22 protein-coding genes and 1 pseudogene are annotated in these 22,440 nt (G+C 71.8%); 8 read left to right on the forward strand and 15 right to left on the reverse strand.

Features of this window, described 5'->3' with window-relative positions; genetic code table 11:
- Nucleotides 1-149 precede the first annotated feature (149 nt).
- Complete coding sequence (gene nucS / locus ACIRJT_RS20880; protein WP_030579851.1) at nt 150-821, reverse strand: endonuclease NucS; 672 nt, start codon at nt 819-821, stop codon at nt 150-152.
- A gap of 275 nt (nt 822-1,096) precedes the next feature.
- Here nucS and ACIRJT_RS20885 point away from each other — a divergent pair, with 275 nt between their 5' ends.
- Nucleotides 1,097-1,489 (forward strand): SCO5389 family protein, encoded by a 393-nt coding sequence (locus ACIRJT_RS20885; RefSeq protein WP_403911232.1) that lies wholly within the window; start codon nt 1,097-1,099, stop codon nt 1,487-1,489.
- Nucleotides 1,490-1,620: 131 nt separating this feature from the next.
- On the opposite strand, the gene ACIRJT_RS20890 is transcribed toward ACIRJT_RS20885, so the two are convergent.
- Nucleotides 1,621-2,658: an LLM class flavin-dependent oxidoreductase gene (locus ACIRJT_RS20890; RefSeq protein ID WP_403911233.1), complete on the reverse strand. Its 1,038-nt coding sequence runs from the start codon at nt 2,656-2,658 to the stop codon at nt 1,621-1,623.
- Between the two features lie 212 nt (nt 2,659-2,870).
- Between ACIRJT_RS20890 and ACIRJT_RS20895 the strand changes: the two genes are divergently transcribed.
- Nucleotides 2,871-3,200: an ATP/GTP-binding protein gene (locus tag ACIRJT_RS20895; protein WP_403911235.1), complete on the forward strand. Its 330-nt coding sequence runs from the start codon at nt 2,871-2,873 to the stop codon at nt 3,198-3,200.
- 53 nt (nt 3,201-3,253) lie between these two features.
- Here the strand turns inward: ACIRJT_RS20895 and ACIRJT_RS20900 are convergent, their stop codons facing one another.
- From ACIRJT_RS20900 to mce, 7 genes are all read right to left on the reverse strand, one after another.
- The gene (locus ACIRJT_RS20900; RefSeq protein WP_403911237.1) at nt 3,254-4,105 is read right to left on the reverse strand and encodes an ABC transporter permease; all 852 of its coding nucleotides are present in this window, start codon (nt 4,103-4,105) and stop codon (nt 3,254-3,256) included.
- Nucleotides 4,102-5,238 (reverse strand): ABC transporter ATP-binding protein, encoded by a 1,137-nt coding sequence (locus ACIRJT_RS20905; RefSeq protein WP_403911239.1) that lies wholly within the window; start codon nt 5,236-5,238, stop codon nt 4,102-4,104. Before ACIRJT_RS20905 ends, ACIRJT_RS20900 begins: the two co-directional genes overlap by 4 nt.
- 165 nt (nt 5,239-5,403) lie before the next feature.
- On the reverse strand, nt 5,404-6,183 hold the full coding sequence (locus ACIRJT_RS20910; protein ID WP_403911241.1) for an ABC transporter permease subunit: 780 nt from the start codon (nt 6,181-6,183) through the stop codon (nt 5,404-5,406).
- A gap of 5 nt (nt 6,184-6,188) precedes the next feature.
- Entirely contained in the window at nt 6,189-7,184 is a 996-nt protein-coding gene (locus tag ACIRJT_RS20915) for an ABC transporter ATP-binding protein (protein WP_403911243.1), read from the reverse strand.
- 84 nt (nt 7,185-7,268) lie between these two features.
- Nucleotides 7,269-8,207 (reverse strand): cellulose-binding protein, encoded by a 939-nt coding sequence (locus ACIRJT_RS20920; RefSeq protein WP_402014763.1) that lies wholly within the window; start codon nt 8,205-8,207, stop codon nt 7,269-7,271.
- A gap of 184 nt (nt 8,208-8,391) precedes the next feature.
- Nucleotides 8,392-12,285 carry a polarized growth protein Scy gene (gene scy / locus ACIRJT_RS20925; protein WP_403911244.1) on the reverse strand — a complete coding sequence of 1,298 codons (3,894 nt, stop codon included), beginning with the start codon at nt 12,283-12,285 and terminating at the stop codon, nt 8,392-8,394.
- A gap of 199 nt (nt 12,286-12,484) precedes the next feature.
- Nucleotides 12,485-12,913 (reverse strand): methylmalonyl-CoA epimerase, encoded by a 429-nt coding sequence (mce, locus tag ACIRJT_RS20930; RefSeq protein ID WP_007452419.1) that lies wholly within the window; start codon nt 12,911-12,913, stop codon nt 12,485-12,487.
- A gap of 134 nt (nt 12,914-13,047) precedes the next feature.
- Here mce and ACIRJT_RS20935 point away from each other — a divergent pair, with 134 nt between their 5' ends.
- A complete protein-coding gene (locus ACIRJT_RS20935; RefSeq protein ID WP_403911246.1) occupies nt 13,048-14,253 on the forward strand; it encodes an acetyl-CoA C-acetyltransferase in 1,206 nt (401 codons plus the stop codon).
- 38 nt (nt 14,254-14,291) lie between these two features.
- Complete coding sequence (meaB, locus tag ACIRJT_RS20940; RefSeq protein ID WP_403911248.1) at nt 14,292-15,260, forward strand: methylmalonyl Co-A mutase-associated GTPase MeaB; 969 nt, start codon at nt 14,292-14,294, stop codon at nt 15,258-15,260.
- A gap of 231 nt (nt 15,261-15,491) precedes the next feature.
- On the opposite strand, the gene ACIRJT_RS20945 is transcribed toward meaB, so the two are convergent.
- The gene (locus tag ACIRJT_RS20945) at nt 15,492-16,214 is read right to left on the reverse strand and encodes a PepSY domain-containing protein (protein ID WP_403911250.1); all 723 of its coding nucleotides are present in this window, start codon (nt 16,212-16,214) and stop codon (nt 15,492-15,494) included.
- A 117-nt stretch (nt 16,215-16,331) separates the two neighbouring features.
- Between ACIRJT_RS20945 and ACIRJT_RS20950 the strand changes: the two genes are divergently transcribed.
- Together ACIRJT_RS20950 and ACIRJT_RS20955 are read left to right on the forward strand one after the other, a co-directional pair.
- On the forward strand, nt 16,332-16,994 hold the full coding sequence (locus ACIRJT_RS20950) for a response regulator transcription factor (protein ID WP_403911252.1): 663 nt from the start codon (nt 16,332-16,334) through the stop codon (nt 16,992-16,994).
- Complete coding sequence (locus tag ACIRJT_RS20955; RefSeq protein ID WP_403911254.1) at nt 16,991-18,457, forward strand: sensor histidine kinase; 1,467 nt, start codon at nt 16,991-16,993, stop codon at nt 18,455-18,457. The genes ACIRJT_RS20950 and ACIRJT_RS20955 overlap by 4 nt, the downstream gene beginning before the upstream one ends.
- A gap of 12 nt (nt 18,458-18,469) precedes the next feature.
- On the opposite strand, the gene ACIRJT_RS20960 is transcribed toward ACIRJT_RS20955, so the two are convergent.
- From ACIRJT_RS20960 to ACIRJT_RS20975, 4 genes are all read right to left on the reverse strand, one after another.
- Nucleotides 18,470-18,946, reverse strand: coding sequence for a MarR family winged helix-turn-helix transcriptional regulator (locus tag ACIRJT_RS20960; RefSeq protein WP_403911256.1), 477 nt, complete (start codon nt 18,944-18,946; stop codon nt 18,470-18,472).
- Between the two features lie 149 nt (nt 18,947-19,095).
- Nucleotides 19,096-19,860 carry an AIM24 family protein gene (locus tag ACIRJT_RS20965; RefSeq protein WP_403911258.1) on the reverse strand — a complete coding sequence of 255 codons (765 nt, stop codon included), beginning with the start codon at nt 19,858-19,860 and terminating at the stop codon, nt 19,096-19,098.
- Nucleotides 19,857-20,507, reverse strand: a complete 651-nt coding sequence (locus ACIRJT_RS20970; protein WP_403911260.1) for an AIM24 family protein — start codon at nt 20,505-20,507, stop codon at nt 19,857-19,859. The genes ACIRJT_RS20965 and ACIRJT_RS20970 overlap by 4 nt, the downstream gene beginning before the upstream one ends.
- Complete coding sequence (locus ACIRJT_RS20975; RefSeq protein WP_403911559.1) at nt 20,507-21,139, reverse strand: AIM24 family protein; 633 nt, start codon at nt 21,137-21,139, stop codon at nt 20,507-20,509. The genes ACIRJT_RS20970 and ACIRJT_RS20975 overlap by 1 nt, the downstream gene beginning before the upstream one ends.
- 221 nt (nt 21,140-21,360) lie before the next feature.
- On the opposite strand from ACIRJT_RS20975, the gene ACIRJT_RS20980 reads away from it, so the two are divergent.
- Together ACIRJT_RS20980 and ACIRJT_RS20985 are read left to right on the forward strand one after the other, a co-directional pair.
- On the forward strand, nt 21,361-21,711 hold the full coding sequence (locus ACIRJT_RS20980) for a DUF3817 domain-containing protein (RefSeq protein WP_403911262.1): 351 nt from the start codon (nt 21,361-21,363) through the stop codon (nt 21,709-21,711).
- Nucleotides 21,708-21,842 (forward strand): annotated as a pseudogene (locus tag ACIRJT_RS20985) (MTH1187 family thiamine-binding protein); the annotation flags it as partial. The gene ACIRJT_RS20980 and the pseudogene ACIRJT_RS20985, both read left to right, overlap by 4 nt.
- Nucleotides 21,843-22,005: 163 nt before the next feature.
- On the opposite strand, the gene ACIRJT_RS20990 reads toward ACIRJT_RS20985, so the two are convergent.
- Complete coding sequence (locus ACIRJT_RS20990; protein WP_403911264.1) at nt 22,006-22,254, reverse strand: hypothetical protein; 249 nt, start codon at nt 22,252-22,254, stop codon at nt 22,006-22,008.
- Between the last annotated feature and the right edge of the window lie 186 nt (nt 22,255-22,440).

A 22,440-nucleotide genomic window follows, 5' to 3' on the forward strand; every position in this document is an offset into this window, starting at 1 on the left:
TCCCGGGGGGGGCCCCCGGCCCCCGGGCCCCGGCCGGGGCCCCCCCCGGGGGGGCCGGCCCGGGGGGGGGGCCCCCCCCCGGGGGGGCGGGGCGCCCCCCGCGCCCGGGCCCCCCCCCCGGCCCCGTTGACGCCGTTGCTCGCCGTCGCTCAGAACAGCCGCAGTTTGTCGTCCTCGATGCCCCGCATCGCGTCGTAGTCCAGGACCAGGCAGCCGATACCGCGGTCCGTCGCCAGCACCCGGGCCTGCGGCTTGATCTCCTGCGCGGCGAAGACGCCCCGGACCGGCGCGAGGTGCGGGTCGCGGTTCAGCAGCTCCAGATAGCGCGTCAGCTGCTCCACGCCGTCGATGTCACCGCGCCGCTTCAGCTCCACGGCCACCGTCTGCCCGTTCGCGTCCCGGCACAGGATGTCCACCGGGCCGATGGCGGTGGGGTATTCGCGGCGGATCAGGGTGTGACCCTCGCCGAGGATCTCGATCCGGTCCGCGAGCAGCTCCTGGAGGTGCGCTTCCACGCCGTCCTTGATGAGCCCCGGGTCGACGCCCAGCTCGTACGACGAGTCGTGGAGGACTTCCTCCATCGTGATGATCAGTTTTTCGCCCGCCTTGTTCACCACGGTCCAGACGCCTTCCTCACCATCGGCGCCCTCCTTCAGGGTGCACGGCGGGGACATCCAGTTGAGCGGTTTGTACGCCCGGTCGTCGGCGTGGATGGAGACGCTTCCGTCCGCCTTCACCAGGATCAGTCGGGGGGCGGAGGGCAGGTGGGCTGTGAGCCGGCCCGCGTAGTCCACGGAGCAACGGGCGATGACGAGACGCATGGTCGGCAACGCTACTCGACGACGGGGGCTCGGCGCGATTTCCCCACCCGTCGCCCCCTGTCACTCGGTGCACACCGGATCGCGACCGAGCGGGCTTGCCCCTCTTTGCGCCCCTTCGTTATTGGCCGGTTGTGTTCCCAATCTCCTGGTGCGGCCCCGACTGCGCGCTTACCGTGGAAGCAGGAGGTCGCCGTCCGTGCACGCTGCGTCGTCGCCGCCCCCCTTCCCTGCCCGTAAGGCCCCGGCCATCGCCCGGGGTCGCGAGAGGAGAACCCATGTCGCTCGACGTCTCACCGGCGCTGTTGGAACAGGCCGAGCGAGGCGAGGTCGACGAAGCCGACTTCGTCGACTGCGTCCGGACCTCCCTGCCCTTCGCATGGGAGATGATCAGCTCGTTGGTGGCTCAGCTGAAGGTCGACGGCGGACAGTTCGCCGACAACCAGACGCCGCCGCCGGACGAGCAGGCACGTGGTCAGCTGCTGCGCGCGCTCGCGAGTGATGCGATCCGCGGCGCGCTCCAGCGGCACTTCGGAGTGCGCATCGCATTCCAGAACTGCCACCGCGTCGCGGTGTTCCCGCTGGACGCCTCGGTCGACGACCGACTGGCCAAGTTCACTTCGGTGAGGGGCCAGTTGCTCAACCAGTCGCCCGTACTTCGGGACTGCTGAACGCTTCTGCTGCCGTCCCGGGCCGCGGGAGGTGCAACTGGCTCCGGGGCGGCAGCTCCCGCACCACCGCACCACTAGTCCCACCGATCCCGGCTGCCAGATGCCTCCGAGGAAACACCGGCATGCGCAGGTCAGGTGAGCAGTGGCAGGACGTCGGCGCCCAGCCGCCGGACGTTCTCCTCGGTCGCCGCGAGATCGCCCGACCCCTCCACGAGGAGGGCGAAGCGCGTGATCCCGGTGCGCTCGGCGGTGGCCGCCAGCCGGTCGGCCGCCAGCCGCGGCGGGCCCACCGGGTGCAACCCGCACAGCAGTTCCGTGTACGCGACCGGGTCCCGCATCACCCGGTGCCTGTCGTCGACGGTGACATGGGCGTCGAGCCCCTGGCGCAGCCAGCCGGGCATCGACTTCACCAGCATCTCCGTGGCCTCCCCGGCGCCGTCCTCGATCTGGGCCACCCCGGCGGACACATGTGCGGCCCCCTCCACCACCTCGGGCGGATGGCAGGCCTCCCGGGCGGCCGTCCGCCACAGGGCGACCATCTCCGCCTTCTCCTCGTCCCCGCAGTGCATGCCCAGCAGCATCGGAAGCGCCTGACGGGCCGCGAGCCGCACGCTCTTCGGCGAGGTGCACGCCACGACGACCTCGGGCCCCGCCGCGTCCGCCGGGCCTTCCAGCAGCTCGTCCGCGCGCGGCACCACCGCCACCTCACGGAAGCCGAACCGCTCGCCGCGCCCCGCGACGCGGGGCTCCCGCAGCCAGTCGAGCACCAGCCCGAGCGCCTCGGGGAAGCCGTTCTCGTACGCGTCGAGACCGCCGCCGAACACCTCCAGGTCCACCCACGGGCCGCCCCGCCCCACTCCGAGCGAGAAGCGTCCGCCGCTGGTCAGATGCAGCAGCGCGGCCTGCTCGGCGAGCGCGACCGGGTGGTGGTTGGGCAGCACGCTGACCGCCGTGCCGACCCGGATTCTGCGGGTCCGGCCCAGCAGCAGCGCCGCCAGCGTGGTCGCGGACGGGCAGACCCCGTACGGCACGAAGTGGTGCTCGGCCAGCCAGACCGAGTCGAGACCGCTCTCCTCCGCGGCCTCGGTGGACCGGACGGCCCGGTGCAGGGCCTCACCAGGCCCCTGTCCCGGGAACTGGGCTGCCAGAACGAACGTTCCGATGCGCATCGCCTATTGCCTCCTTGCGGCCGACGCGTTTCTCCCCCACCGGCAACAACGTCTGACACGTGCCAAAGGCACGCTCCAGGAGGAAGTTGTTGCGATTTTCCGCTAACTCACCCCACTGCCGAACAGGGGTGCCGGACAGCCCGGCCGCCGCCCCCGACACCAGGCTCTAGGCTTGGGCGGTACCGTGTCCGATCCGCCCCGTGAGGTGTTCTGTGTCCCCGCGCCGAAACCGCCCCCGCGGCGGCGAGAGTCCCGACGAACGCCCCGGCTCGGCGCCCGGCAGATACGGCGGGGGAGGGGCCACCGAGAGCTGGCAGGGCGAGGAGTGGTCGGTGCGCCCGGTGAGCGGCGCGAGCTCCCAGGGCAAGCGGTACCGCTGCCCCGGCTGCGACCAGGAGATCCCCTCCGGGGTCCCGCACCTCGTGACCTGGCCCGAGTTCGGCGGCATCGACGACCGCAGGCACTGGCACAAGGCGTGCTGGAACGCGAAGGACCGCCGCACCACCAGGGTGCAGCGGTCCCGTAACGCCCCGCGCCACTGAGGCCGACCGGCACCCTCGGACGTCGCTCGGCCCCTCACACGTCGCTCGGCCCCTCAGACGTCGCGCCGGTTCAGTATCACGACGGCCCCGCCCAGCGCCGCGGCGGCCAGGCACAGCATCAGCAGCAGCGGCTCCCAGCCCGACGGGCCGGTACTGGTCATCGTCGTGCCGTACAGTCCGCCGATCTGGTTGGGGATCGAGTAGTCGATCAGGAAGCGCTGAAGACCCCGCAGGCTGTTGGCGAACATGAACAGCGCGAGCACCAGGGGCGCCAGCACAACGCCGACCATGATGGTGATCGCGCCCGCCGAGTGCCGCACGATCGCGCCGACCCCGAGCGACAACAGACCGAGGGCCGCGAGATAGAGCCCGACGCCGGCCGTGGCGAGCGCCCAGTCGCCGCCCGAAGCGGAGGGGCCGTCCAGGATCAGGGTCTGGAGCCCCGCCACGACCGCGGCGGTCACCGTCGTGACCGCGAAGGCGAGGGAGGAGAGGACGATCGCCTTCGCCGCGAGCACCCGGACCCGGCTCGGGCAGGCCGTCAGCGTCGTACGGATCATCCCGGTGCTGTACTCGGATCCGATGGTCAGCACACCGAGCGTGATCACACAGATCGATCCCAGCAGCACCCCGAAGAAGCCGAGGGCCAGGACCGGCTCGTTCGGCATGCCGCCGCTGCTGTCCGCCGCGAGCAGCAGCGCGATGCCCGGCCCGACCGTCAGCATCAGCGCGATCATCACGCCGAGCGTCCAGATCGTGGCGCGCACCGAGCGGATCTTGGTCCACTCCGAGGCGACCGCGTCGCCGAGGGTGGCGGGCCGGATCGGGATCGGCGACACGTAGGAGCCCAGCAGGCCGGCGTCCGGCGCCTGCTGGTGGGCCTGCGGGGTGGCCGGCGTCGTCATCGGAGATCCTTGCTCGTCTGTTCTCCGGCCGCGGCGGCGGAAGAGGGCTCTGCTGCGGGTGAGGGCGCCACGGGTGCGGGGCTCCGGCCCGGAACGGGCGGCGGCGGGGCGTACCAGCCGTCCTGCGGCACCTCCACCGGCTCGGGGTACACGAAGCTTTCGGCGCTCCCGTACGGGTCCTGGGGGAGCGGCTCCACCAGCCCCGCCTTGGCGTCGTCCGTCGAGCGGTAGTCCACCAGGCCCTGCGTGAGGCGCATGTACGCCTCCTCCAGGGAGGCCTGGTGCGGCGACAGCTCCCAGAGCCGTACGTCGCACCCGTGGGCCAGGTCACTGATCCTCGGCAGCGGCAGCCCGGTGACCCGCAGCGCCCCGCCCGGCTCCGTCATGACCCGGCCGCCCGCCTCGATGAGCGAGGCCGTCAGCTTCTCCCGGTCCTCGGGGCCGTCCGTGGGCACCCGGACCCGGGCGAAGTCGGCGGAGTTGGCGGAGATGAAGTCCGTGACGCTCATGTCGGAGAGCAGCCGGCCGCGCCCGATCACGATCAGATGATCGGCGGTCAGCGCCATCTCGCTCATCAGGTGGGACGAGACGAAGACCGTGCGCCCCTCGGCGGCCAGCATCTTCATCAGATTGCGGACCCAGTGGATGCCCTCCGGGTCGAGACCGTTGACCGGCTCGTCGAACAGCAGCACCTGCGGATCGCCGAGCAGCGCGGCCGCGATCCCGAGCCGCTGCCCCATCCCGAGCGAGAAGCCCTTGGAACGCTGCTTGGCGACGTCCTGGAGGCCGACGACGCCCAGCACCTCATCGACCCGGGCCGCCGGGATGCCGGCCAGCTGGGCCAGGGACAGCAGGTGGTTGCGGGCGGTGCGTCCGCCGTGCACGCCCTTGGCGTCCAGAAGCGCGCCCACCTGGCGCGGGGCGTTCGGCAGGTCGCGGTAGGGGTGGCCGCCGATCGTGACGTGACCTGCGGTGGGGCGGTCCAGGCCGAGGATCATGCGCATGGTCGTGGACTTGCCCGACCCGTTGGGACCGAGGAACCCGGTGACGGCCCCCGGCCGCACCTGGAAGGAAAGGTCGTCCACGGCCGTCTTCGCGCCGTAGCGCTTGGTCAGGCCGACTGCCTCGATCATTCTCCAGCCCCATCGACTCACTCTGTCGTTCGGGGCTCGGGCCACCCGGCCGCGCACCCCCGTAAGAGTTAGGAGGATAACCAGGCGCTGACGGTTCCGGCCAAGTTGCGCACTGCGTGCGAGCGGGCCGTCACACAGATCAGGACATGGGCGGGGGCCCGCCCTTCAGGCGTCCCGCTTCTTCAGGACCAGGAAGCCGCCGAGCACCGCCGCCAGCACCCAGAGCACCATGATCCCGAGCCCGGCCCAGGGGCCGTACGGGGCCGGGTCGGTGTTCATCGCGTCCGGGACGACCTGCATGATCCGCATCCCCGCCTTGTCGGGGAAGTACCGGATGACGTCCTTGGCGTACGGCACCACGCTCAGGATGGTCGAGATCAGGAGGAAGAGGGTCACCAGGATGCAGATCGCCAGCACGGAACTCCGCAGCATGGCCGCTACGCCCATGGAGAAGATCGCGATCAGCCCCATGTAGAGGCCCGCGCCGACCACCGCGCGCAGGACGTTCTCCTCGCCGAGATCGGTGCCGTGATCGCCCAGCAGGGCCTGGGCGAAGAAGAACGAGACGAAGCTGGTGAGCAGGCCGACCAGGAGCGCCACCACCCCGGCCACGGTGATCTTGCTGAGGAGGAGCGTCCCCCGCTGCGGCACGGCCGCCAGTGAGGTGCGGATCATGCCGGAGCTGTACTCGGTACTGACGACGAGCACCCCGAACACGATCATGGCGAGCTGGCCGAAGGTCATTCCGGTGAAGCTGACGAGGGTCGGGTCGAAGGTGAGGCGTTCGGCCTCGGAGAGGTCGTCGAACGTGGCATTCACCAGGGCGCCGGAGCCCGCGGCGAGGCCGACCGTGACGGCGAACGCGGCGATGAGGGTCCAGGTGGTCGAGGAGACCGACCGGATCTTGGTCCATTCCGAGGTGAGAACCGCGGGTACTGATGCCATGGTCGTCACGCCCCCTTGCCGTCGGCGCCGTCGGGCTTGTTCCAGCTCTCGCCCCAGTTGGCCCCCACCGCTGGTGGTTCGGCCGCCGGGTCCCGTTCCGAATGGGCGTGGTACTCCACCGAGCCGGCGGTCATCTGCATGAACGCCTCCTCCAGGGAGGCCCGCTGGGAACTCAGCTCGTGCAGCACCAGCTGGTGCCGGGCTGCCAGCTCACCCAACTCCTCGGTGGTGGCGCCGTCGATCTCCAGGACGCCGCCCGCCGTCTCGACCACGGTGAAACCCTCCTGGTGCAGCACGTCGCGCAGCCGCTCCTGCTGCGGGGAGCGCAGCCGCGCGTAACTGCGGGAGTTCTCCTGGATGAAGTCCGCCATCGAGGTGTCGGCGAGCAGCCTGCCCTGGCCGATCACGATCAAATGGTCGGCGGTCAGCGCCATTTCGCTCATCAGATGGGACGAGACGAAGATCGTCCGGCCCTCCGAAGCGAGCGCCTTCATCAGATTGCGGATCCAGTGGATGCCCTCGGGGTCCAGTCCGTTGACCGGCTCGTCGAACATCAGGATCTCGGGGTCGCCGAGCAGCGCGGACGCGATGCCGAGCCGCTGGCCCATGCCGAGGGAGAACCCCTTGGACTTCTTCTTCGCCACCGCGCTCAGGCCGACCATGTCGAGCACCTCGTCGACCCGGCTGCTCGGGATGCGGTTGCTCTGCGCCAGGCAGAGCAGGTTGTTGTACGCGCTGCGGCCGCCGTGCATCGCCTTGGCGTCGAGGAGTGCCCCGATGTACTTCAGCGGTTCCTGGAGTTCGCGGTAGTGCTTGCCGTCGATGCGCACCGTACCGCTGGTCGGGTTGTCGAGATCGAGCATCATCCGCATCGTGGTGGACTTGCCCGCCCCGTTCGGGCCGAGGAAACCGGTCACGATGCCCGGTCTCACCTGACACGACAAATGATCGACGGCGACCTTGCTGCCGAACCGCTTGGTGAGTCCCTCGAGCTCGATCATGCGTTCACGCTAGAACGGCCGAGCGCCCGGCGCCACCACAAAGGCGGAACCGGGCGCACACGGGGGTATTACACGTGCCGGGGGTCAGCGGGTCTGCTGGGCCGGGACGCCGCGGGTGGCGGACTCGTCCTCCACCGGGGAGCCGGCGGCGGCCACGGCGGCGCCGGTCAGCGTCGCCAGCATCTCGCGGACGTTGGTCAGCTGCGCGTTGATCGAGTCGCGGCGGTTGGTGAGCGCCGCCAGCTCGCGCTCCGACTCGCTGCGGATCCGGTCGGCCTTGGCGTTGGCGTCGGCGACGATGTCCTCGGCCTGACGCTGGGCGGTCTCCACCGTCTGGCGGGCCCGGCGCTCGGCGTCCGTGCGGAGCTTCTCGGCCTCCAGGCGGAGCTGCTCGGCGCGGTGCTCGATCTCGGCGAGACGCTTCTCGGCCTTGGCCTGGCGGGACGCGAGGTCGCGCTCCGACTGCTCGCGGCGCTTGGCGAGGTTGGTCTCGAAGTCGGCCGCGGCCTGGGCGGCCTTGGCGCGGGTCTCCTCGAAGAGGGCGTCGGCCTCCTCACGCTTCTGCTGGGCGTCCTTCTGGGCGTCGGTGCGGAGCGTGTTCGCCTCGCCCTGGGCCTTCTCGACGATCCGGACGCCTTCGTCCTCGGCCTTCGCCTTGCGCTCGGCGGCGAACGACTCGGCGTCGTTGCGCACCTGCTGGGCCGCCGACTCGGCGAGCTCCCGGTGCTGCTCGGCCGCGCGACGGGCCTCCTCGCGCAGGTCCTTGGCCTCCTCCTCGGCGAGGCGGAGAATCTTCTCGACACGGGCGCCGAGACCGGCGTACGACGGCTCGGCGTCGTTTACCTGGGCCTGGGCGTTCTGCGTTTCGAGGTGCAGCTCCTCGATGCGCTTTTCCAGAGAGGTGATTCGGGCCAGAGCACTGTCACGGTCGGCGACGAGCTTGGTGATGCGGTCGTCCACCTGACCGCGGTCGTAGCCACGGCGCACGAGCTCGAAGCCGAAGGGGGAGGAAGGGTCACTCATGGGGTTCCTGTCGAATGAGACCGGTGAGGTGATAGGGGGAATCCTAGGGGCCATGGCGGCGTGTCAGCGTGCAGATGCCGGTTTGATCTGGAGAATGACACCCCTTTTGAGTGGCTGACCCCCGGAGTGCTTGCCACTCGGAAGGCTGAATGTCCATGACGAAACACGGCGCATCGCGGATCGGTTACCGCTCGGACGACTTGCCCCCCGATCGAGTGCCCGCCGCCGCCGGGGCCTTGGCGCCTCCCGCGGAACCGCCCGCCGACTTCCCGCCCCCGGTCGGAGCCTCGAAGGACTCCAACGCTTCGAGCACATCCTGGACACGGGAGATCTCCGCGTTGATGTCCTCGCGCCTGCGCACCAGGACGTCCAGCTCGCGCTTGCCCTCGTCCACCGTCTGCTGGGCCTCGGCCTCGGCGTCGGCACGCAGCTTCTCCGCCTCGCGGATCAGCCCGGCCTTCTTGGCCTCGGCCTCCTTCAGCAGCGACTCGGCCCGTTTCACCGCGGCGATACGGACCTTGCTCGCCTCCGAATTGGCCTGGGCCATCAGCTCCTTGGCCTTCGCCTCGGCCTCGTCGCGCTGCTCGGTCGCCGCCTTCATCAGATTGTCGACACGCTCGCCGGCGGTCCTCATCTGCTCGGACGTCTCCCGGCGGGCCCGCTCGTGCAGCTCCTCGATCTCGCTCTCCAGCCGGGCCCGCAGCTCCTCGGCCCGCTCCCGGATCGCCGTCGCGTCGCGCCGGGCGCCGACCAGCAGCTCGTCGGCATCCGCACGGGCGCGCTCGACCAGGGTGTTTCCCTCGACGGTCGCCTCCGAGGTGATGCGCACGGCCTCCTTGCGGGCCGCGCCGACCATCGTGTCGGACTGCCCCTCGGCCTCGGTGGCCGTACGAAGGGCCTCTTCCCGCGCCTTGTTGATGAGCTGGTCCGCCTGCTCGGCCGCGTCCGCCCGGCGCTTGGCCGCAGCCTCACGCGCCTCGTCCAGCAGCCGGTCCGCCTCCTGGCGGGCCTCCGAGCGCATCTCCTCGGACGCCGACTCCGCCTCCGCGCGCAGCCGTGTCGCCTCCTCGTGGGTGCGGGCCGCGTGCTCCTGCGCGGAGCCGAGCCGCTCGGCCGCCTCCGCGCGCAGCCGCTCGGCCTCGCCGGTCGCCTCGGCCAGCATCCGGTCCGCCTGCTCGGTGGACTCGGCCCGGCGGCGGTTGGCCTCCGTGGTGGCCTCGACGACGAGCTGCTCGGAGGCCTGGGCCGCCTCGTTGCGGACGCGTTCGCTCTCGTTGGCCGACTCGGCCACCAGCCGGTCCGACTGGGCCGCCGCCTCCGAACGGATCCGGTTGGCGTCCTGCCGGGCCTCGGCGCGTGCCTTCGACGCGTCCTGCTCCGCCGACGCCAGCGCGTCGGACGCCTCGGTGCGCATCCGCTGGCTGTACTCGGAGGTGTCCGCGCGCAGCCGCTCCGACTCGCCGATCGCGTCGGAGACCGTCCGCTCGGCCAGCGCCTTCGCGGCGTCGGTCTCCTCCTCGGCCTCCCGCCGGAGACGGGCCGCCTCCTCGTTCGCCTCCCGGCGCAGCCGAACCGCGTCCTCGGCGGCCCGCTCCCGCTCCGCGTGCGCGTCGGAGCGGACCCGGTCCGCCTCCTCCTGCGCCTCGCCCCGGGTGCGCTCCGCGACGTGCTCCGCCGTCGAGCGCAGCCGGGCGATCTCCTCCTCGGCCTGCTCCTGCAGCCCCGCGACGGAGTCCCGTACCTGCTGGGCCTTCTGCTCGGCCGCCGAGACCAGCTCGGTCGCCCGGGCGTCCGCCTCCTCGACGAGCCGGTGCGCCTCGGCCTGGGCCTCCGCGACCCGCTTGCGGGCGGAGGCGAGCAGCTCCTCGCTCTGCTCGCGGGCCCGCTCGCGCTCCTGCTCCGCCTCGGTCCGGGCCGCGCCGAGGATCTCCTCGGCCTCCCGGCGCCGGCGCGTGGCCTCCTCCTGGGCGGCGGTCAGCGCCTCGGCGGCCTCGGCGGCGACCCGCTCGGCGGCGGCCGCGGCCTCCGCGCGCACCCGGCCCGCGCTCTCCTGCGCCTCGGACTTGAGCCGCTCCGCCTCGGCGGCGGCCTCACCGCGCAGCCGTACGGCGACACTCTCGCCCTCGGCACGGGACTGGGCGGCGTCGGCGGCGGCCTCGTCGCGCAGCCGCTCGGCCTCCGCCCCGGCCTGCTCGGTCAGCGCCCGTACGCGCTCGGCGGCCTCGGCGCGCTGCCGCTCCGCCTCCTCGTTCGTCTCGCGGCGGATCCGCTCGGCCTCCGTGCGGGCCTCGCCCAGCGCCTCCTCGGCGCCGGCGAGCCTGGTCTCGGCCTCGGTGTGCAGCCGGGCCAGCTCCTCGGCGGCCTCGGTCTGCCGGGCGGCGACGCCGCGCTCGGTCTCCTCGCGCAGCTCGGTCGCGGCCCGCTCGGCCGCCTCCGTGACGGCCGCCGCCTGCTCCTCGGCCTCGGCCCGCAGCCGGTCGGCCTCGGTCCGGGTGCGCTCCAGCGTCTCCTCGGCCTGCTTGCGCAGGGTCGCGGCCCGCTCGGCGGCCTCGGTGCGGATGCGCTCGCTCTCGCCGTTGGCCTTGGTGCGCAGCTCGTCCGCGTCGGAGCGGGCCTCGGTCAGCAGCTCCTCGGCGGTACGGGCGCCCTCCTCCAGCTGCTGGACCGCCTCGCGGCGGGCCTCGCCCCGGATGCGCTCGCCCTCGGCGACCGCCTCGGAGCGCAGCGTCTCGGCCTCGCCGCGCAGTCGGCGGGCCTCCTCCTGGAGTTCGACCGTCTTGGCCCGGTACTCCTTGGTGTCGTCCTTGGCCGCGCCCTTGAGCTCGTCGGCCTGCTCGGCGGCCTCACCGCGCAGCCGGTCCGCCTCGGCCTCCGCCTCGCGGCGGATCCGCTCGGCCTCCTCGCTCGCCGCCTTCGTCGTCGACTTCGCGTCCTCGGAGGCCTTGGTGAGCACCTCCTCGGCGCTGCGGGCCGCCTTCGCCAGCTGGGCGGCGGCGTCCTCGGCGGCGACCGTACGGGCCTTCTCGCCCGCCTCGGCGACCAGTCGCTCCGCCTCGGCGCGGGCGTCGACGAGGGCCTGCTCGGCCTCCTCCTTCAGCGCCTCGGTGCTCTTGGTGGCCTCGCCGACCAGCCGGGCGATCTCCGACCTGGCCGTACGGGTGCGCTGTTCGTTCTGCGACTCGGCGGCGGCCAGCTGCTTGGCCGCGGCGTCCTTCGCCTCGGAGAGGAGCTTCTCCGCCTCCAGGCGGGACTCGCGCAGCCGGGTCTCGGCCTCCGAGAGGCGCTGCTCGGCGGACCGGCTCAGCTCGGCGGTCCGCCGGCGGGTCTGGTCGGTCTCCGCGGTGGTGCTGGAGCGCAGCTGCTCCGCGTGGCTGGTGGCCTCCTGCGCCTGGGCGGAGGCGGCCCCGAGGAGACGCTCGGCGTCCTTGCGGGCGCGCAGCAGGATCGCTTCGGCTTCGGTCCTTGCGGTCTCGGTCTCCGAGCCGGTGCGCCGACGGGTCTCCTCGGCCAGCCGGGCGGCCTCGTCGCGGGCGGCGGCCAGCGCCTGTTCGGCCTCGGCGCGGGACTCCTCCAGCAGCCGGCGGGCCTGCGACTCGGTGCGGGCGCGGAGCTGTTCGGCCCAGGCGACGTTCTCGTTGACGTGCGACTCGACGGTCTGGCGGCGCTCCGCCAGCTCCTGGTCGAGCCGCTGCCTGCGTTGGACGGCCTCGGTGTGCAACTCGGCCTGGAGGCGCGCCTGGTGCTCGGCGTGCTCCTGGAGGATCCGCTGCGTCTGGGCACGGGCCTCGCGCAGCTCGCGCTCGGCGTCGCCGCGCATCTGCTCGGCCTGGACCTGCGCGTTCCGCAGCATCTGCTCGGCCTGGTAGCCGAGGTCCGCGCTGTCGTAGGCGGGACGGGTCGCGAGATTGCGCCGGGCCTCGTGCAGCTTGGCACGCAAGACCTCGACCTGGTAGCCGAGGTCCTCGGCGTGCTGGACGGCCTTCTCCCGGTCGGTCTTCAGCCGGTCCATCTCGGCTTCGAACCGCGAGAGATGGTCGTCTTCAGCTCGGTGGCTCTCCTGGCGTTCGTAGCCCCGCACTGCGCGGTCCCATCCTTCCCCGAGCTCTCAACTTCGTTCGAGCGGGGGAGCCCCCTACCCTGGTCGCGACTCTCCGCACGAGCTGCTCGCCGACGTGAGTCCCCCGGGAATGGTGACAGACGAACGACGAGGACGCGGAACGCCCCCGACCCGGCCCCGGCCCGGAATCGCCCACTCTACCGGGCCGGGTATGCGGTGGTCAGTGCTCCGTCCTGCTCGTGACCAGTTCGGTGAGGACGCCATGGCAGTCCTTGGGGTGCAGGAACGTGATCCGGGACCCCATCGACCCCGTCCTGGGCTCGTCGTACAGCACCCGGACGCCCTTCTCGCGGATGTCCGCGGCGTCCCCGTCCACGTCCTCCGTACCGAAGGCGATGTGGTGCACGCCCTCCCCGTTCTTCGCCAGCCACTTGCCCACGGCGGAGTCCTCCCGGGTGGGCTCCAGCAGTTGGAGGTAGGAGGCCCCGCCGTCCGAGGTCCCGTTGATCCTGAGCATCGCCTCCCGGACGCCCTGCTCCTCGTTGATCTCGGAGTGGTACACCTCGAAGCCGTACGTGGCACGGTAGAACTCGACCGTCCTGTCCAGGTCGAAACAGGCGATCCCGATGTGGTCGATTCGCGTCAGCATGGATCCAGTGCAGCGCCACCGCGATGGTTACGCAACGTGCGCGCCGTCACACCGGTTGCCGGATGACGGGCGCGACACCGCTCAGTACATTCAGGTAAACCCTCGTTCACATCCGATCCCAAGGGGCCGTGCCCATGCCAGCAACGACCGGTACCACCACCTCAGTGATCGTCGCGGGCGCCCGGACGCCCATGGGCCGCCTCCTCGGCTCCCTCAAGAGCTTCTCGGGCGCCGACCTCGGCGGCTTCGCCATCAAGGCGGCCCTCGACCGGGCCGGCATCGGCGGTGACCAGGTCCAGTACGTGATCATGGGCCAGGTGCTCACGGCCGGCGCGGGCCAGATCCCCGCCCGGCAGGCCGCGGTCAAGGCCGGCATCCCGATGAACGTCCCCGCGCTCACCGTCAACAAGGTGTGCCTGTCCGGGCTCGACGCCATCGCGCTGGCCGACCAGCTCATCCGCGCCGGGGAGTTCGACGTGGTGGTCGCGGGCGGCCAGGAGTCCATGACCAACGCCCCGCACCTGCTCCCCAAGTCCCGCGAGGGCCACAAGTACGGCGCGATCGAGATGCTGGACTCGATGGCGCACGACGGTCTCACCGACGCGTACGAGAACATCCCGATGGGAGAGTCCACCGAGAAGCACAACGGCCGCCTCGGGCTCGACCGCGCCGCCCAGGACGCGATCGGCGCGCAGTCCCACCAGCGGGCCGCCGCCGCCCAGAAGAACGGCCTCTTCGAGGCGGAGATCACCCCGGTCGAGATCCCGCAGCGCAAGGGCGACCCGGTCCTCTTCGCCAAGGACGAGGGCATCCGCGCCGAGACGACCGCCCAGACCCTCGGCAAGCTGCGCCCGGCCTTCGCCAAGGACGGCACGATCACCGCCGGCACCTCCTCGCAGATCTCCGACGGCGCCGCCGCGGTCGTCGTGATGAGCAAGGCCAGGGCACAGGAGCTGGGCCTCGACTGGATCGCCGAGATCGGCGCCCACGGAAACGTCGCGGGCCCCGACAACTCCCTCCAGTCGCAGCCCTCGAACGCCATCCGGCACGCCCTGAAGAAGGACGGCCTGACCGTCGAGGACCTCGACCTGATCGAGATCAACGAGGCGTTCGCGGCCGTCGCCGTCCAGTCCATGAAGGACCTGGGCGTCACCTCGGACAAGGTCAACGTCAACGGCGGCGCCATCGCGCTCGGCCACCCCATCGGGATGTCCGGCGCCCGGATCGTCCTGCACCTCGCCCTGGAGCTGAAGCGGCGCGGCGGCGGCACCGGTGCGGCGGCGCTGTGCGGCGGCGGTGGTCAGGGCGACGCGCTGATCATCCGCGTCCCGGGCAAGTAGTCGTACCCGTAGGGATTCAGGGCAAGGCGAACGGAGCGGTGAACGTGGACGTGGACGTCCCCACGCTGGTCGAGCAGGCACGAGCAGGCAGGCCGCGTGCGGTGGCCCGGCTGATCTCGCTGGTGGAGGGGGCGTCCCCGCAGCTGCGGGAGGTGATGGCCGCGCTGGCGCCGCTGGCGGGCCACGCCTACGTCGTCGGGCTCACGGGCTCGCCGGGCGTCGGCAAGTCCACCTCCACCTCGGCCCTGGTCGCCGCCTACCGCCGGGCGGGCAAGCGGGTCGGCGTCCTCGCCGTCGACCCGTCCTCGCCGTTCTCCGGCGGGGCGCTGCTGGGCGACCGGATCCGGATGGCGGACCACGTCTCCGACCCGGGCGTCTACATCCGCTCGATGGCGACCCGGGGCCACCTGGGCGGCCTCGCCTGGTCCGCGCCGCAGGCGATCCGGGTGCTGGACGCGGCGGGCTGCGACGTGGTCCTCGTCGAGACGGTCGGCGTCGGCCAGTCCGAGGTGGAGATCGCCTCCCAGGCCGACACCTCCGTCGTGCTGCTCGCCCCGGGCATGGGCGACGGCATCCAGGCGGCCAAGGCCGGGATCCTGGAGATCGGCGACGTGTACGTGGTCAACAAGGCGGACCGGGACGGCGCGGACGCCACCGCCCGCGAGCTGAACCACATGCTGAGCCTCGGGGAGTCCCGGGGCCCCGGCGACTGGCGCCCCCCGATCGTGAAGACGGTCGCCGCCCGGGGCCAGGGCACGGACGAGGTCGTCCAGGCCCTGGAGAAGCACCGGGCCTGGATGGAGGAGCACGGCGTCCTGGCCGAGCGCCGCACCGCCCGCGCCGCGCACGAGGTCGAGACGATCGCCGTCACCGCGCTCCGGGAGAGGATCGCCGACCTGCGCGGCGATCGCCGGCTGCACGTCCTGGCCGAGCGCATCGTGGCAGGGACCCTGGACCCGTACGCGGCGGCCGATGAGCTGGTGGCGGGGCTGACGGGGGGCTCCTGAGCTATACGACGGAGGCCCCGGAACGGCACCCAGGCCGTTCCGGGGCCTTCCTCTTCCGCCCGGGGGTGTCCCGGCAGGCGGGCCGGGCTGCCTCCACGCGCGCGTCGGGACGCCCGGAGCCTCAGCCGTCCCCTCTCGTCAGCCGCCTTGCGCCGGACGCCCTTCATCGGCCGCGGCTTGGCCCGGCGAGCGGCGCCCCGGAGGCGCCGGGCGCCGGGCGCCGGGCGGCGGTCAGCTGTCGTCGTCGTCCCGGTCGTCCCGGTCGTCGTTGCGGTCGTCCGCGCGGTCGTCCCGGTCGTCGTCACCGTCGTCGTCGCTGTCCACGGTGACCTTGCCGGTCTTCGCGTCGACGCGCAGCTCGTGCTGCTTGCCGTCCTTGCCCGTGATGTCGATGTCCCAGCGCAGGACGTTGCCCCTGCTGTCGTCATCGTCGTCGTCCAGGTCGATCGACGTGACGCTGCCCGGCGCGGTCTTCAGAGCCGCGTCCACCGCCTGGTTCAGGGTGACGGCGGAGGCGCGGGGCGCGTGGCGGTCACGGTCGTCGTTGTCGTCGTCGCGGGTCTTCAGGACCTTGCCGTTGGCGGCGTCCACCGTCACGTCGTGCCACTTCTTGTCGGAACCGCGGACGTCCAGCTCCCAGACCGCGCGGTCGTTGTCGTCGTCGTCATCGTCCAGCTCGGCCTCGGTGACCGTGCCCGGGACGCTCTTCAGGGCGGCGGCGACGGCCTGGTCGAGGGTGATCCGGGTGCTCTTCGCGCCGCCGTCCGTCCGGGGGGCCCCCGCGTCGGCGTAGGACCGGTCGTCGTCGCGGTCGTCACGGTCCGTGCCGCCCTGCTGCTGCGTGGACGTGCCGCCCCGGCGGTCACCGTCGTCCGCGAAGGCGACGGTGGCGGCGGTGGTGCCGCCGATGAGAACGGCCGCGGTGATCGCTGCGATGGTGACGTTGCGCTTCATGAGGGTTCCTCCCGAGAGCTGCTGCTGTTCGACGTGACCCACACTGCCGGGAGGTAGCTGAACGCAACCTGAAGCCACCTGAAGGCGCCTTCAGGTCGAGTTTGCGAGGCTGTGCGCATGCGCCTGTTGATCGTGGAGGACGAGAAGCGACTCGCGGTGTCCCTGGCCAGGGGACTGACCGCCGAGGGCTTCGCCGTGGATGTCGTGCACGACGGTCTCGAAGGGCTGCACCGGGCGAGTGAGGGCACCTACGACCTGCTGATCCTCGACATCATGCTGCCCGGCATGAACGGCTACCGCGTCTGCTCGAACCTGCGCGCCGCCGGCCACGAGGTGCCGATCCTCATGCTGACCGCCAAGGACGGCGAGTACGACGAGGCCGAGGGGCTCGACACGGGGGCCGACGACTACCTGACCAAGCCCTTCAGCTATGTCGTCCTCGTCGCCCGGGTCCGCGCCCTGCTCCGCCGCCGGGGAGCCGGCACCGCCGCGCCCGTCCTGACCGTCGGGTCCCTGCGCATCGAGACCGCCGCCCGCCGGGTGATCCGCGGCGAGGACGAGATCGCGCTCACCGCCAAGGAGTTCGCGGTGCTGGAACAGCTCGCCCTGCGCGCGGGCCAGGTCGTCAGCAAGGCGGAGATCCTGGAGCACGTCTGGGACTTCGCCTACGACGGCGATCCGAACATCGTCGAGGTCTACATCTCCACCCTGCGCCGCAAGCTCGGCGCGAGTGCCATCCGTACCGTGCGCGGCGCGGGCTACCGGCTGGAGGCGAAGTGAGGTCCGTACGGGCCAGGGCCGCCATCGGTGCCACCCTGGTCGTCGCCGTCGCCCTGGTGGCGGCCGGCCTCGCCGTGCTCCTGGTCCTGCGGGCCAACCTGATCGACCAGGCGGACCTCCAGGCCGAGGTGGCGGCGCGCGAGGTGGCCGGACAGCTGGCCACGGGCACGCCGTACGACGAACTGGAACTGGACGACGAGGAGGACCACCCGGTCCAGGTGACCGATGAGGAGGGCCGGGTCGTCATCGTCTCCAAGGATCTGCGGGCCGTCACCGGCACCGGCACGAGCGGCGTCACCCCGGTGCCCTCGGCCTCGGCGGGGGCCTCCCCGTCGCCCGGCGAAGGCGACGGGGGCGACGGGGACGACGACGACAGCGCCGACGACGACGATGACGGCAGCCGCCCCGGCCGGAGCGAGGTCTCCTCCGACGACCCGGACTTCTCCGACGGCACCGCCACCGTCGACCGCACCACCGCCGACTACCGCTTCGCCGCCGTCGAGGCGACCACCTCCGACGGCGTGACCCTGACCGTGTACGCGGGCGCACCGCTCGCCGCCGAGCAGGAGGCGGTGAACACGGTGCGCGGGGCGATGCTCACCGGGCTGCCGCTGCTCCTGGTCGTCGTCGCCGGGGTGACCTGGCTGGTGACCCGCCGGGCCCTGCGGCCGGTCGAGGGCATCCGCCGCGAGATGGCGGCGATCACCGCCTCCGAGGACCTGGCCCGCCGGGTTCCGGAGCCCGGTTCGCGGGACGAGATCGCCGCGCTGGCCCGGACGACGAACGAGACGCTCACCGTCCTGGAGGCGTCCGTGGAGCGGCAGCGGCGGTTCGTCGCGGACGCCTCGCACGAGCTGCGCTCCCCGATCGCCTCGCTGCGCACCCAGCTGGAGGTGGCCGAGGCCCATCCGGAGCTGCTGGACCTCCCGGGCGCGGTCGCCGACACCGTACGGCTCCAGGTGCTGGCGGCGGATCTGCTGCTGCTGGCCCGGCTGGACGCGGGGGAGAAGCCCGGCAGCGCCACGGTGGAGCTGGGGGCGCTGGTGCGGGAGGAGGCGTCGCAGCGGACCGGGGACCGGATCGCGGTGAGCGTCGAAGCCCCGGAGGGCGGGGCGTTCGAGGTGAGCGGGTCGCGCGGGCAGCTGTCCCGGGTGGTCGGCAATCTGCTGGACAACGCCCAGCGGCACGCCGAGGGGAGCGTCGCGGTGTCGGTGGCGGCCGACGGGCGCGGCGTACGGGTGGAGGTCAGGGACGACGGGGCGGGCGTTCCCGAGGACGAGCGGGAGCGGATCTTCGAACGGTTCGTCCGGCTCGACGACGCCCGCAGCCGGGACGACGGCGGCGCGGGACTGGGGCTGGCCATCGCCCGGGACGTCGCCTCGCGCCACGGCGGGACGCTGACGGTGCACTCGGCGGCCGAGGGCGGTGCGGCCTTCCGGTTGTGGCTGCCCCGCTCCGCCTGACGGCCCCGGGCCCTACAGCTTGCCCCGCTTGCCGCGCAGGTGTTCCGCGATCGGGGCCAGCGCCGCGTGCAGGTCGGCGAGCGCCTCGGGGGACAGCAGGTCCATGAAGTGCTGCCGCACCGAGTCGACGTGGTGCGGGGCGACCTTGCGCATGGTCTCCGCCCCCTGTTCGGTGAGGACCGCGAACAGTCCGCGCCGGTCCGATTCGCAGTGGGTGCGGCGGACCAGTCCGGCGGTCTCCATTCGGGTGACCTGGTGCGAGAGCCGGCTCTTGGACTGGAGGGTGGCGGCGGCGAGGTCGCTCATCCGCATGCGCTGGTCATCCGATTCGGAGAGGTTGACCAGGATCTCGTAGTCGTTCATGGTCAGGCCGAACGGCTGGAGGTCCTTCTCCAGTTGGTGCATCAGCAGCCTGCTGACGTCCAGGTGGGTGCGCCAGGCGCACTGCTCCGTGTCGCTCAGCCAACGGGTGGCCGTCTCGGTCTCCATATATGGATTCTACCTAAGAAGTTGAAAGCCGGACGAAAATGGAGGGTGTGACGACCGGCACCCCCGGCTCGCGGGAGTGCCGACAGCTCCGTCGGCAAGCACCGACGGCTGGGCGCAGACGTTCGACGTCACACTCCGCAGACTACCGCTCACAACCCGAAGCGACGCTGGAGGTCCCCCAGCTGGCCGGGCATGCGCGGAGCGGATCCGGGGTGACCCCCGCCGCCCGGGACGCCCGGCTCGTTCGGGACCGCGCCCACCGCCTGCTCCGCCATCAGCGCCTCGCTCGACTGGAGCAGCACCGTACCCGCCCCGACGAACTCGAACTGGTGCTCCTCGCCCGACGTCCCGCCGATCCCCGTGAGCGACCGGATGCCGCCCATCACGCCCGTCATGTAGCCGTGGTCGTAGTGGTGGCACGGGGAGGGGCAGTCGGCCCAGCCCACCAGCGCCTGCGGATCGACCCGCAGTGGCGGCTCCATGAACACCACCGGGCCGTTCGACGCGGCCACGAACTTCCCCGTGCCGATCAGCGTCACGAACCCCGGCACGATCGACTGCTTCAGCGCCATCGTCGGCTGGTACGCCAGCAGGTTCCCGGACCGGATGGTGAGGTTGCCGTCCTCCAGGTCGAAGGAGTTGACGTCGAACGCCCGGTCCGCCAGCAGCATCTTCCCGCTGCCCTCGGCCACCACCCAGTCGCTCGCGTGCAGTGGCGAGTGGAAGCTGGACCGCACCAGCCGCTCGAAGCGGCCGTGCCCGATGCCGTCGAACCGGATCTGCCCGTAGTAGGCGATCATCCTGCCCTTCTGCAGGAACCACCGGCTCCCCTTGAGCTCCACGCAGAAGGTGTAGGAGTTGACGTTGTCGTCCGACGGCAGCGTCATCGGGTCGAGGACCACGGGCGTGCTCACAGCTTCTCCTCCGAGGCCTGGACGTACACCGCACCACTCCCGCTCAGCTCCAGCTGGAACGCCTCGCCGGAGCCCCGCCCCACCATGTCCCGCCAGCCGACGGCCGTGGACAGCTTGTTCCGCACGTCACCGTGATGGGCGACGTAGGCCTGCGGATCGACGTGGACGTCCCGGCCCGGGACGATCGGCAGCTCGATCACCCCGCCGTGCGCCATCACCGCGACCGCGCCGTGCCCCTTGAGGGTGGTGGTGAACAGGCCCTGGCCGGTCACCTGACCGCGCACCATGCCCATCACCCCGCCCTGCGAACCCATGAACATCGTGCCCTGTTGGAGCGTCCCGTCGAACGCGAGCAGCCGGTCGGCCTCCACGTACAGGGTGTCGCCCGCCAGCTCGATCACCTGGATGTGGTGGCCGCCGTGGCCGAACATCACCGTGCCCGAGCCCTCGACCGTCATCAGCGGCGTCGACTCGCCCGCCACCCGGCGGCCGATCATCGACGCGACACCGCCCTGGCCGCCCTGGAGGTTCGGGGTGAAGGACACCTCGCCCCGGTATGCCAGCATCGCGCCGCGCTGGCTGAACAGCTTCTGGCCCGGGGCCAGGGTGGCCTCGACCATCCTGGAGTTGATCTCCCGGAACGGCATCAGACATCGCCTCCGACGGTGTTGCGCTCGCTCGGCTGCACATAGACCAGGCCGTCGCCCTCGAAGCGGATCTGGAACGCCTCGCCGGAGCCCTCGCCCATCAGCGTCCGGAAGGTCACCCCCGCCTGGAAGTTCTGCTGAAGCCGCCCCTGGTGGGCGATGTACGCGCCGGGGTCGACCACCAGCGGATACCGCGGGGACACCCGCAGCAGGACCGCCGTGCCGTCCGACATGATCGCCGCCTGCCCGGTGCCCTCCACGGTGGTGGTGAACAGGCCGTTGCCGCTCGCCCCGCCGCGCAGCCCGGTGAACGTCGTGCCCGTGCGCAGCCCGGCGTCGGTGGCCAGCAGATTGCTCGCCTCCACGTACAGGGTGTCGCCGCGCAGCGAGACCAGGTTGATCTCGCTCGCCCGGTCGGCGAAGTAGCAGGTGCCCTGTCCGGACACCTCCATCACCGTCATCTGCTCGCCGGTCAGCCGGCGGGTCACCATGCCGCGGAGCCCCTCACCGCCGCCGGACATCTTCTTGAAGGACATCCGGCCGTCGTACGCGACCATCGAGCCGTTCTTCGCCTTGACGGCATCGCCCGTCAGGTCGACGGCGAGCGTCTTGCTGCCTTGGAGTCGGAACATCGCCACGCGACGACGGTAGCCGTCCGCGCCGCACCCCGGCCAGAGGCCCGGAACCGTTACGTCCCTGATGCGCGGGCGGACCGGCGCTGATATGCGGCGATACGCGCACCGGCGGACGGGGCGGCCCCCGCCGCCGGGGGCGCCCCGGCGCGATGCCACAATGGGGGCGGCTTGTGCCTCGGTTCACAAGCCCTCGCGACCCTCCCACCGAAGGTGCCCCTGTGGACATCAAGACCGCTTCCGCCCTGCACCGGCTGCGCCTCATCTCGATTCCCGAGGCGCTGTCCTTCCCCGCCCTGATCCTCTTCGGCTCGGTCCTCAGCCGCGTCTCGGACATCGACTTCCTGATGATGCCGCTCGGCATGATCCACGGTGCGCTCTTCGTGATCTACGCCGTGTTCCTGCTCGACGTCTGGATGAAGGCCAAGTGGCCGGTCAAGCGCGTCGCCCTCTTCTTCGTCCTGTCCCTGATCCCCTTCGGCGGGCTCTACGGCGACAAGCTCCTCAAGAGTTACGAGGCCGACGGCGTCATCGCCGCCCGCGCCCGCCGCGAGGGCACGGTCAGCGCATGATCGTCGCGTTCTCCGTCTCCCCGCTCGGTGTCGGCGAGGACGTCGGGGAGTACGTCGCCGACGCCGTGCGGGTCGTGCGTGAATCCGGGCTCCCCAACCGCACCGACGCCATGTTCACCTCCATCGAGGGCTCGATAGCAAAGCCCTGAGTACATAGACCGACAGAACGCAAAGAGCCCCGCCTCCCTGGGGGTGGGAGACGGGGCTCAGGGGTTGAAGCGGCGGAGGCGGGTATGTCGACCTCTCCTCCGCCGCTCCCACGCGTCGCACCGTGACGAGCGGCGGACGCGCGGTCTAGGGGGCGGGCGGGGGCTTGTCGCTCTCGCCCTCACGAACGACAAAGGCGTGGCTCAGCATGGCTCGCCGGAACACTCGGTGGTTGCTCCGGCCGGCATGGACGAGGCACTGCTCGTCGACGACGTCTGCGTCCGTCGACGGCACGGCGTCCCACGCACAGCGCTGGCAGGACGCCTCGAACATCACCTTCGTGTCCGGATGCTGCCTGATGGTGTGGGGGACGTGCCGGACGATGGCTCTCGTCACGATGCCCGCCTCCGTCCGTGCGGGTGCCGCCGGATCTCGACTGCCAGGTCCGTAGCGTGCGATGGGTCGTACGCCTGGCCTCCCACCTCCGTCGCCTGACACCACTGCTTCAGCAGCGCCGCGCAGATGTCGCAACCGGTGGCGGCTCGGGGTCGCTCCGGTAATGGGCTCGTCACGGTTACCGGG

This window comes from Streptomyces sp. NPDC102283 (assembly GCF_044766265.1).
Classification (GTDB): domain Bacteria; phylum Actinomycetota; class Actinomycetes; order Streptomycetales; family Streptomycetaceae; genus Streptomyces.

Bases quoted from the DNA above. Each gene is read 5' to 3' on its own strand.
- ACIRJT_RS20920 (WP_402014763.1), bottom strand. From the start codon at position 8,207: ATGAGTGACCCTTCCTCCCCCTTCGGCTTCGAGCTCGTGCGCCGTGGC.
- ACIRJT_RS20905 (WP_403911239.1), bottom strand. From the start codon at position 5,238: ATGATCGAGGCAGTCGGCCTGACCAAGCGCTACGGCGCGAAGACGGCC.
- ACIRJT_RS20960 (WP_403911256.1), bottom strand. From the start codon at position 18,946: ATGGAGACCGAGACGGCCACCCGTTGGCTGAGCGACACGGAGCAGTGC.
- ACIRJT_RS20915 (WP_403911243.1), bottom strand. From the start codon at position 7,184: ATGATCGAGCTCGAGGGACTCACCAAGCGGTTCGGCAGCAAGGTCGCC.
- ACIRJT_RS20945 (WP_403911250.1), bottom strand. From the start codon at position 16,214: ATGAAGCGCAACGTCACCATCGCAGCGATCACCGCGGCCGTTCTCATC.
- ACIRJT_RS20970 (WP_403911260.1), bottom strand. From the start codon at position 20,507: ATGCCGTTCCGGGAGATCAACTCCAGGATGGTCGAGGCCACCCTGGCC.
- ACIRJT_RS20885 (WP_403911232.1), top strand. From the start codon at position 1,097: ATGTCGCTCGACGTCTCACCGGCGCTGTTGGAACAGGCCGAGCGAGGC.
- ACIRJT_RS20975 (WP_403911559.1), bottom strand. From the start codon at position 21,139: ATGTTCCGACTCCAAGGCAGCAAGACGCTCGCCGTCGACCTGACGGGC.
- ACIRJT_RS20950 (WP_403911252.1), top strand. From the start codon at position 16,332: ATGCGCCTGTTGATCGTGGAGGACGAGAAGCGACTCGCGGTGTCCCTG.
- nucS (WP_030579851.1), bottom strand. From the start codon at position 821: ATGCGTCTCGTCATCGCCCGTTGCTCCGTGGACTACGCGGGCCGGCTC.
- ACIRJT_RS20935 (WP_403911246.1), top strand. From the start codon at position 13,048: ATGCCAGCAACGACCGGTACCACCACCTCAGTGATCGTCGCGGGCGCC.
- mce (WP_007452419.1), bottom strand. From the start codon at position 12,913: ATGCTGACGCGAATCGACCACATCGGGATCGCCTGTTTCGACCTGGAC.
- ACIRJT_RS20890 (WP_403911233.1), bottom strand. From the start codon at position 2,658: ATGCGCATCGGAACGTTCGTTCTGGCAGCCCAGTTCCCGGGACAGGGG.
- ACIRJT_RS20910 (WP_403911241.1), bottom strand. From the start codon at position 6,183: ATGGCATCAGTACCCGCGGTTCTCACCTCGGAATGGACCAAGATCCGG.
- ACIRJT_RS20900 (WP_403911237.1), bottom strand. From the start codon at position 4,105: ATGACGACGCCGGCCACCCCGCAGGCCCACCAGCAGGCGCCGGACGCC.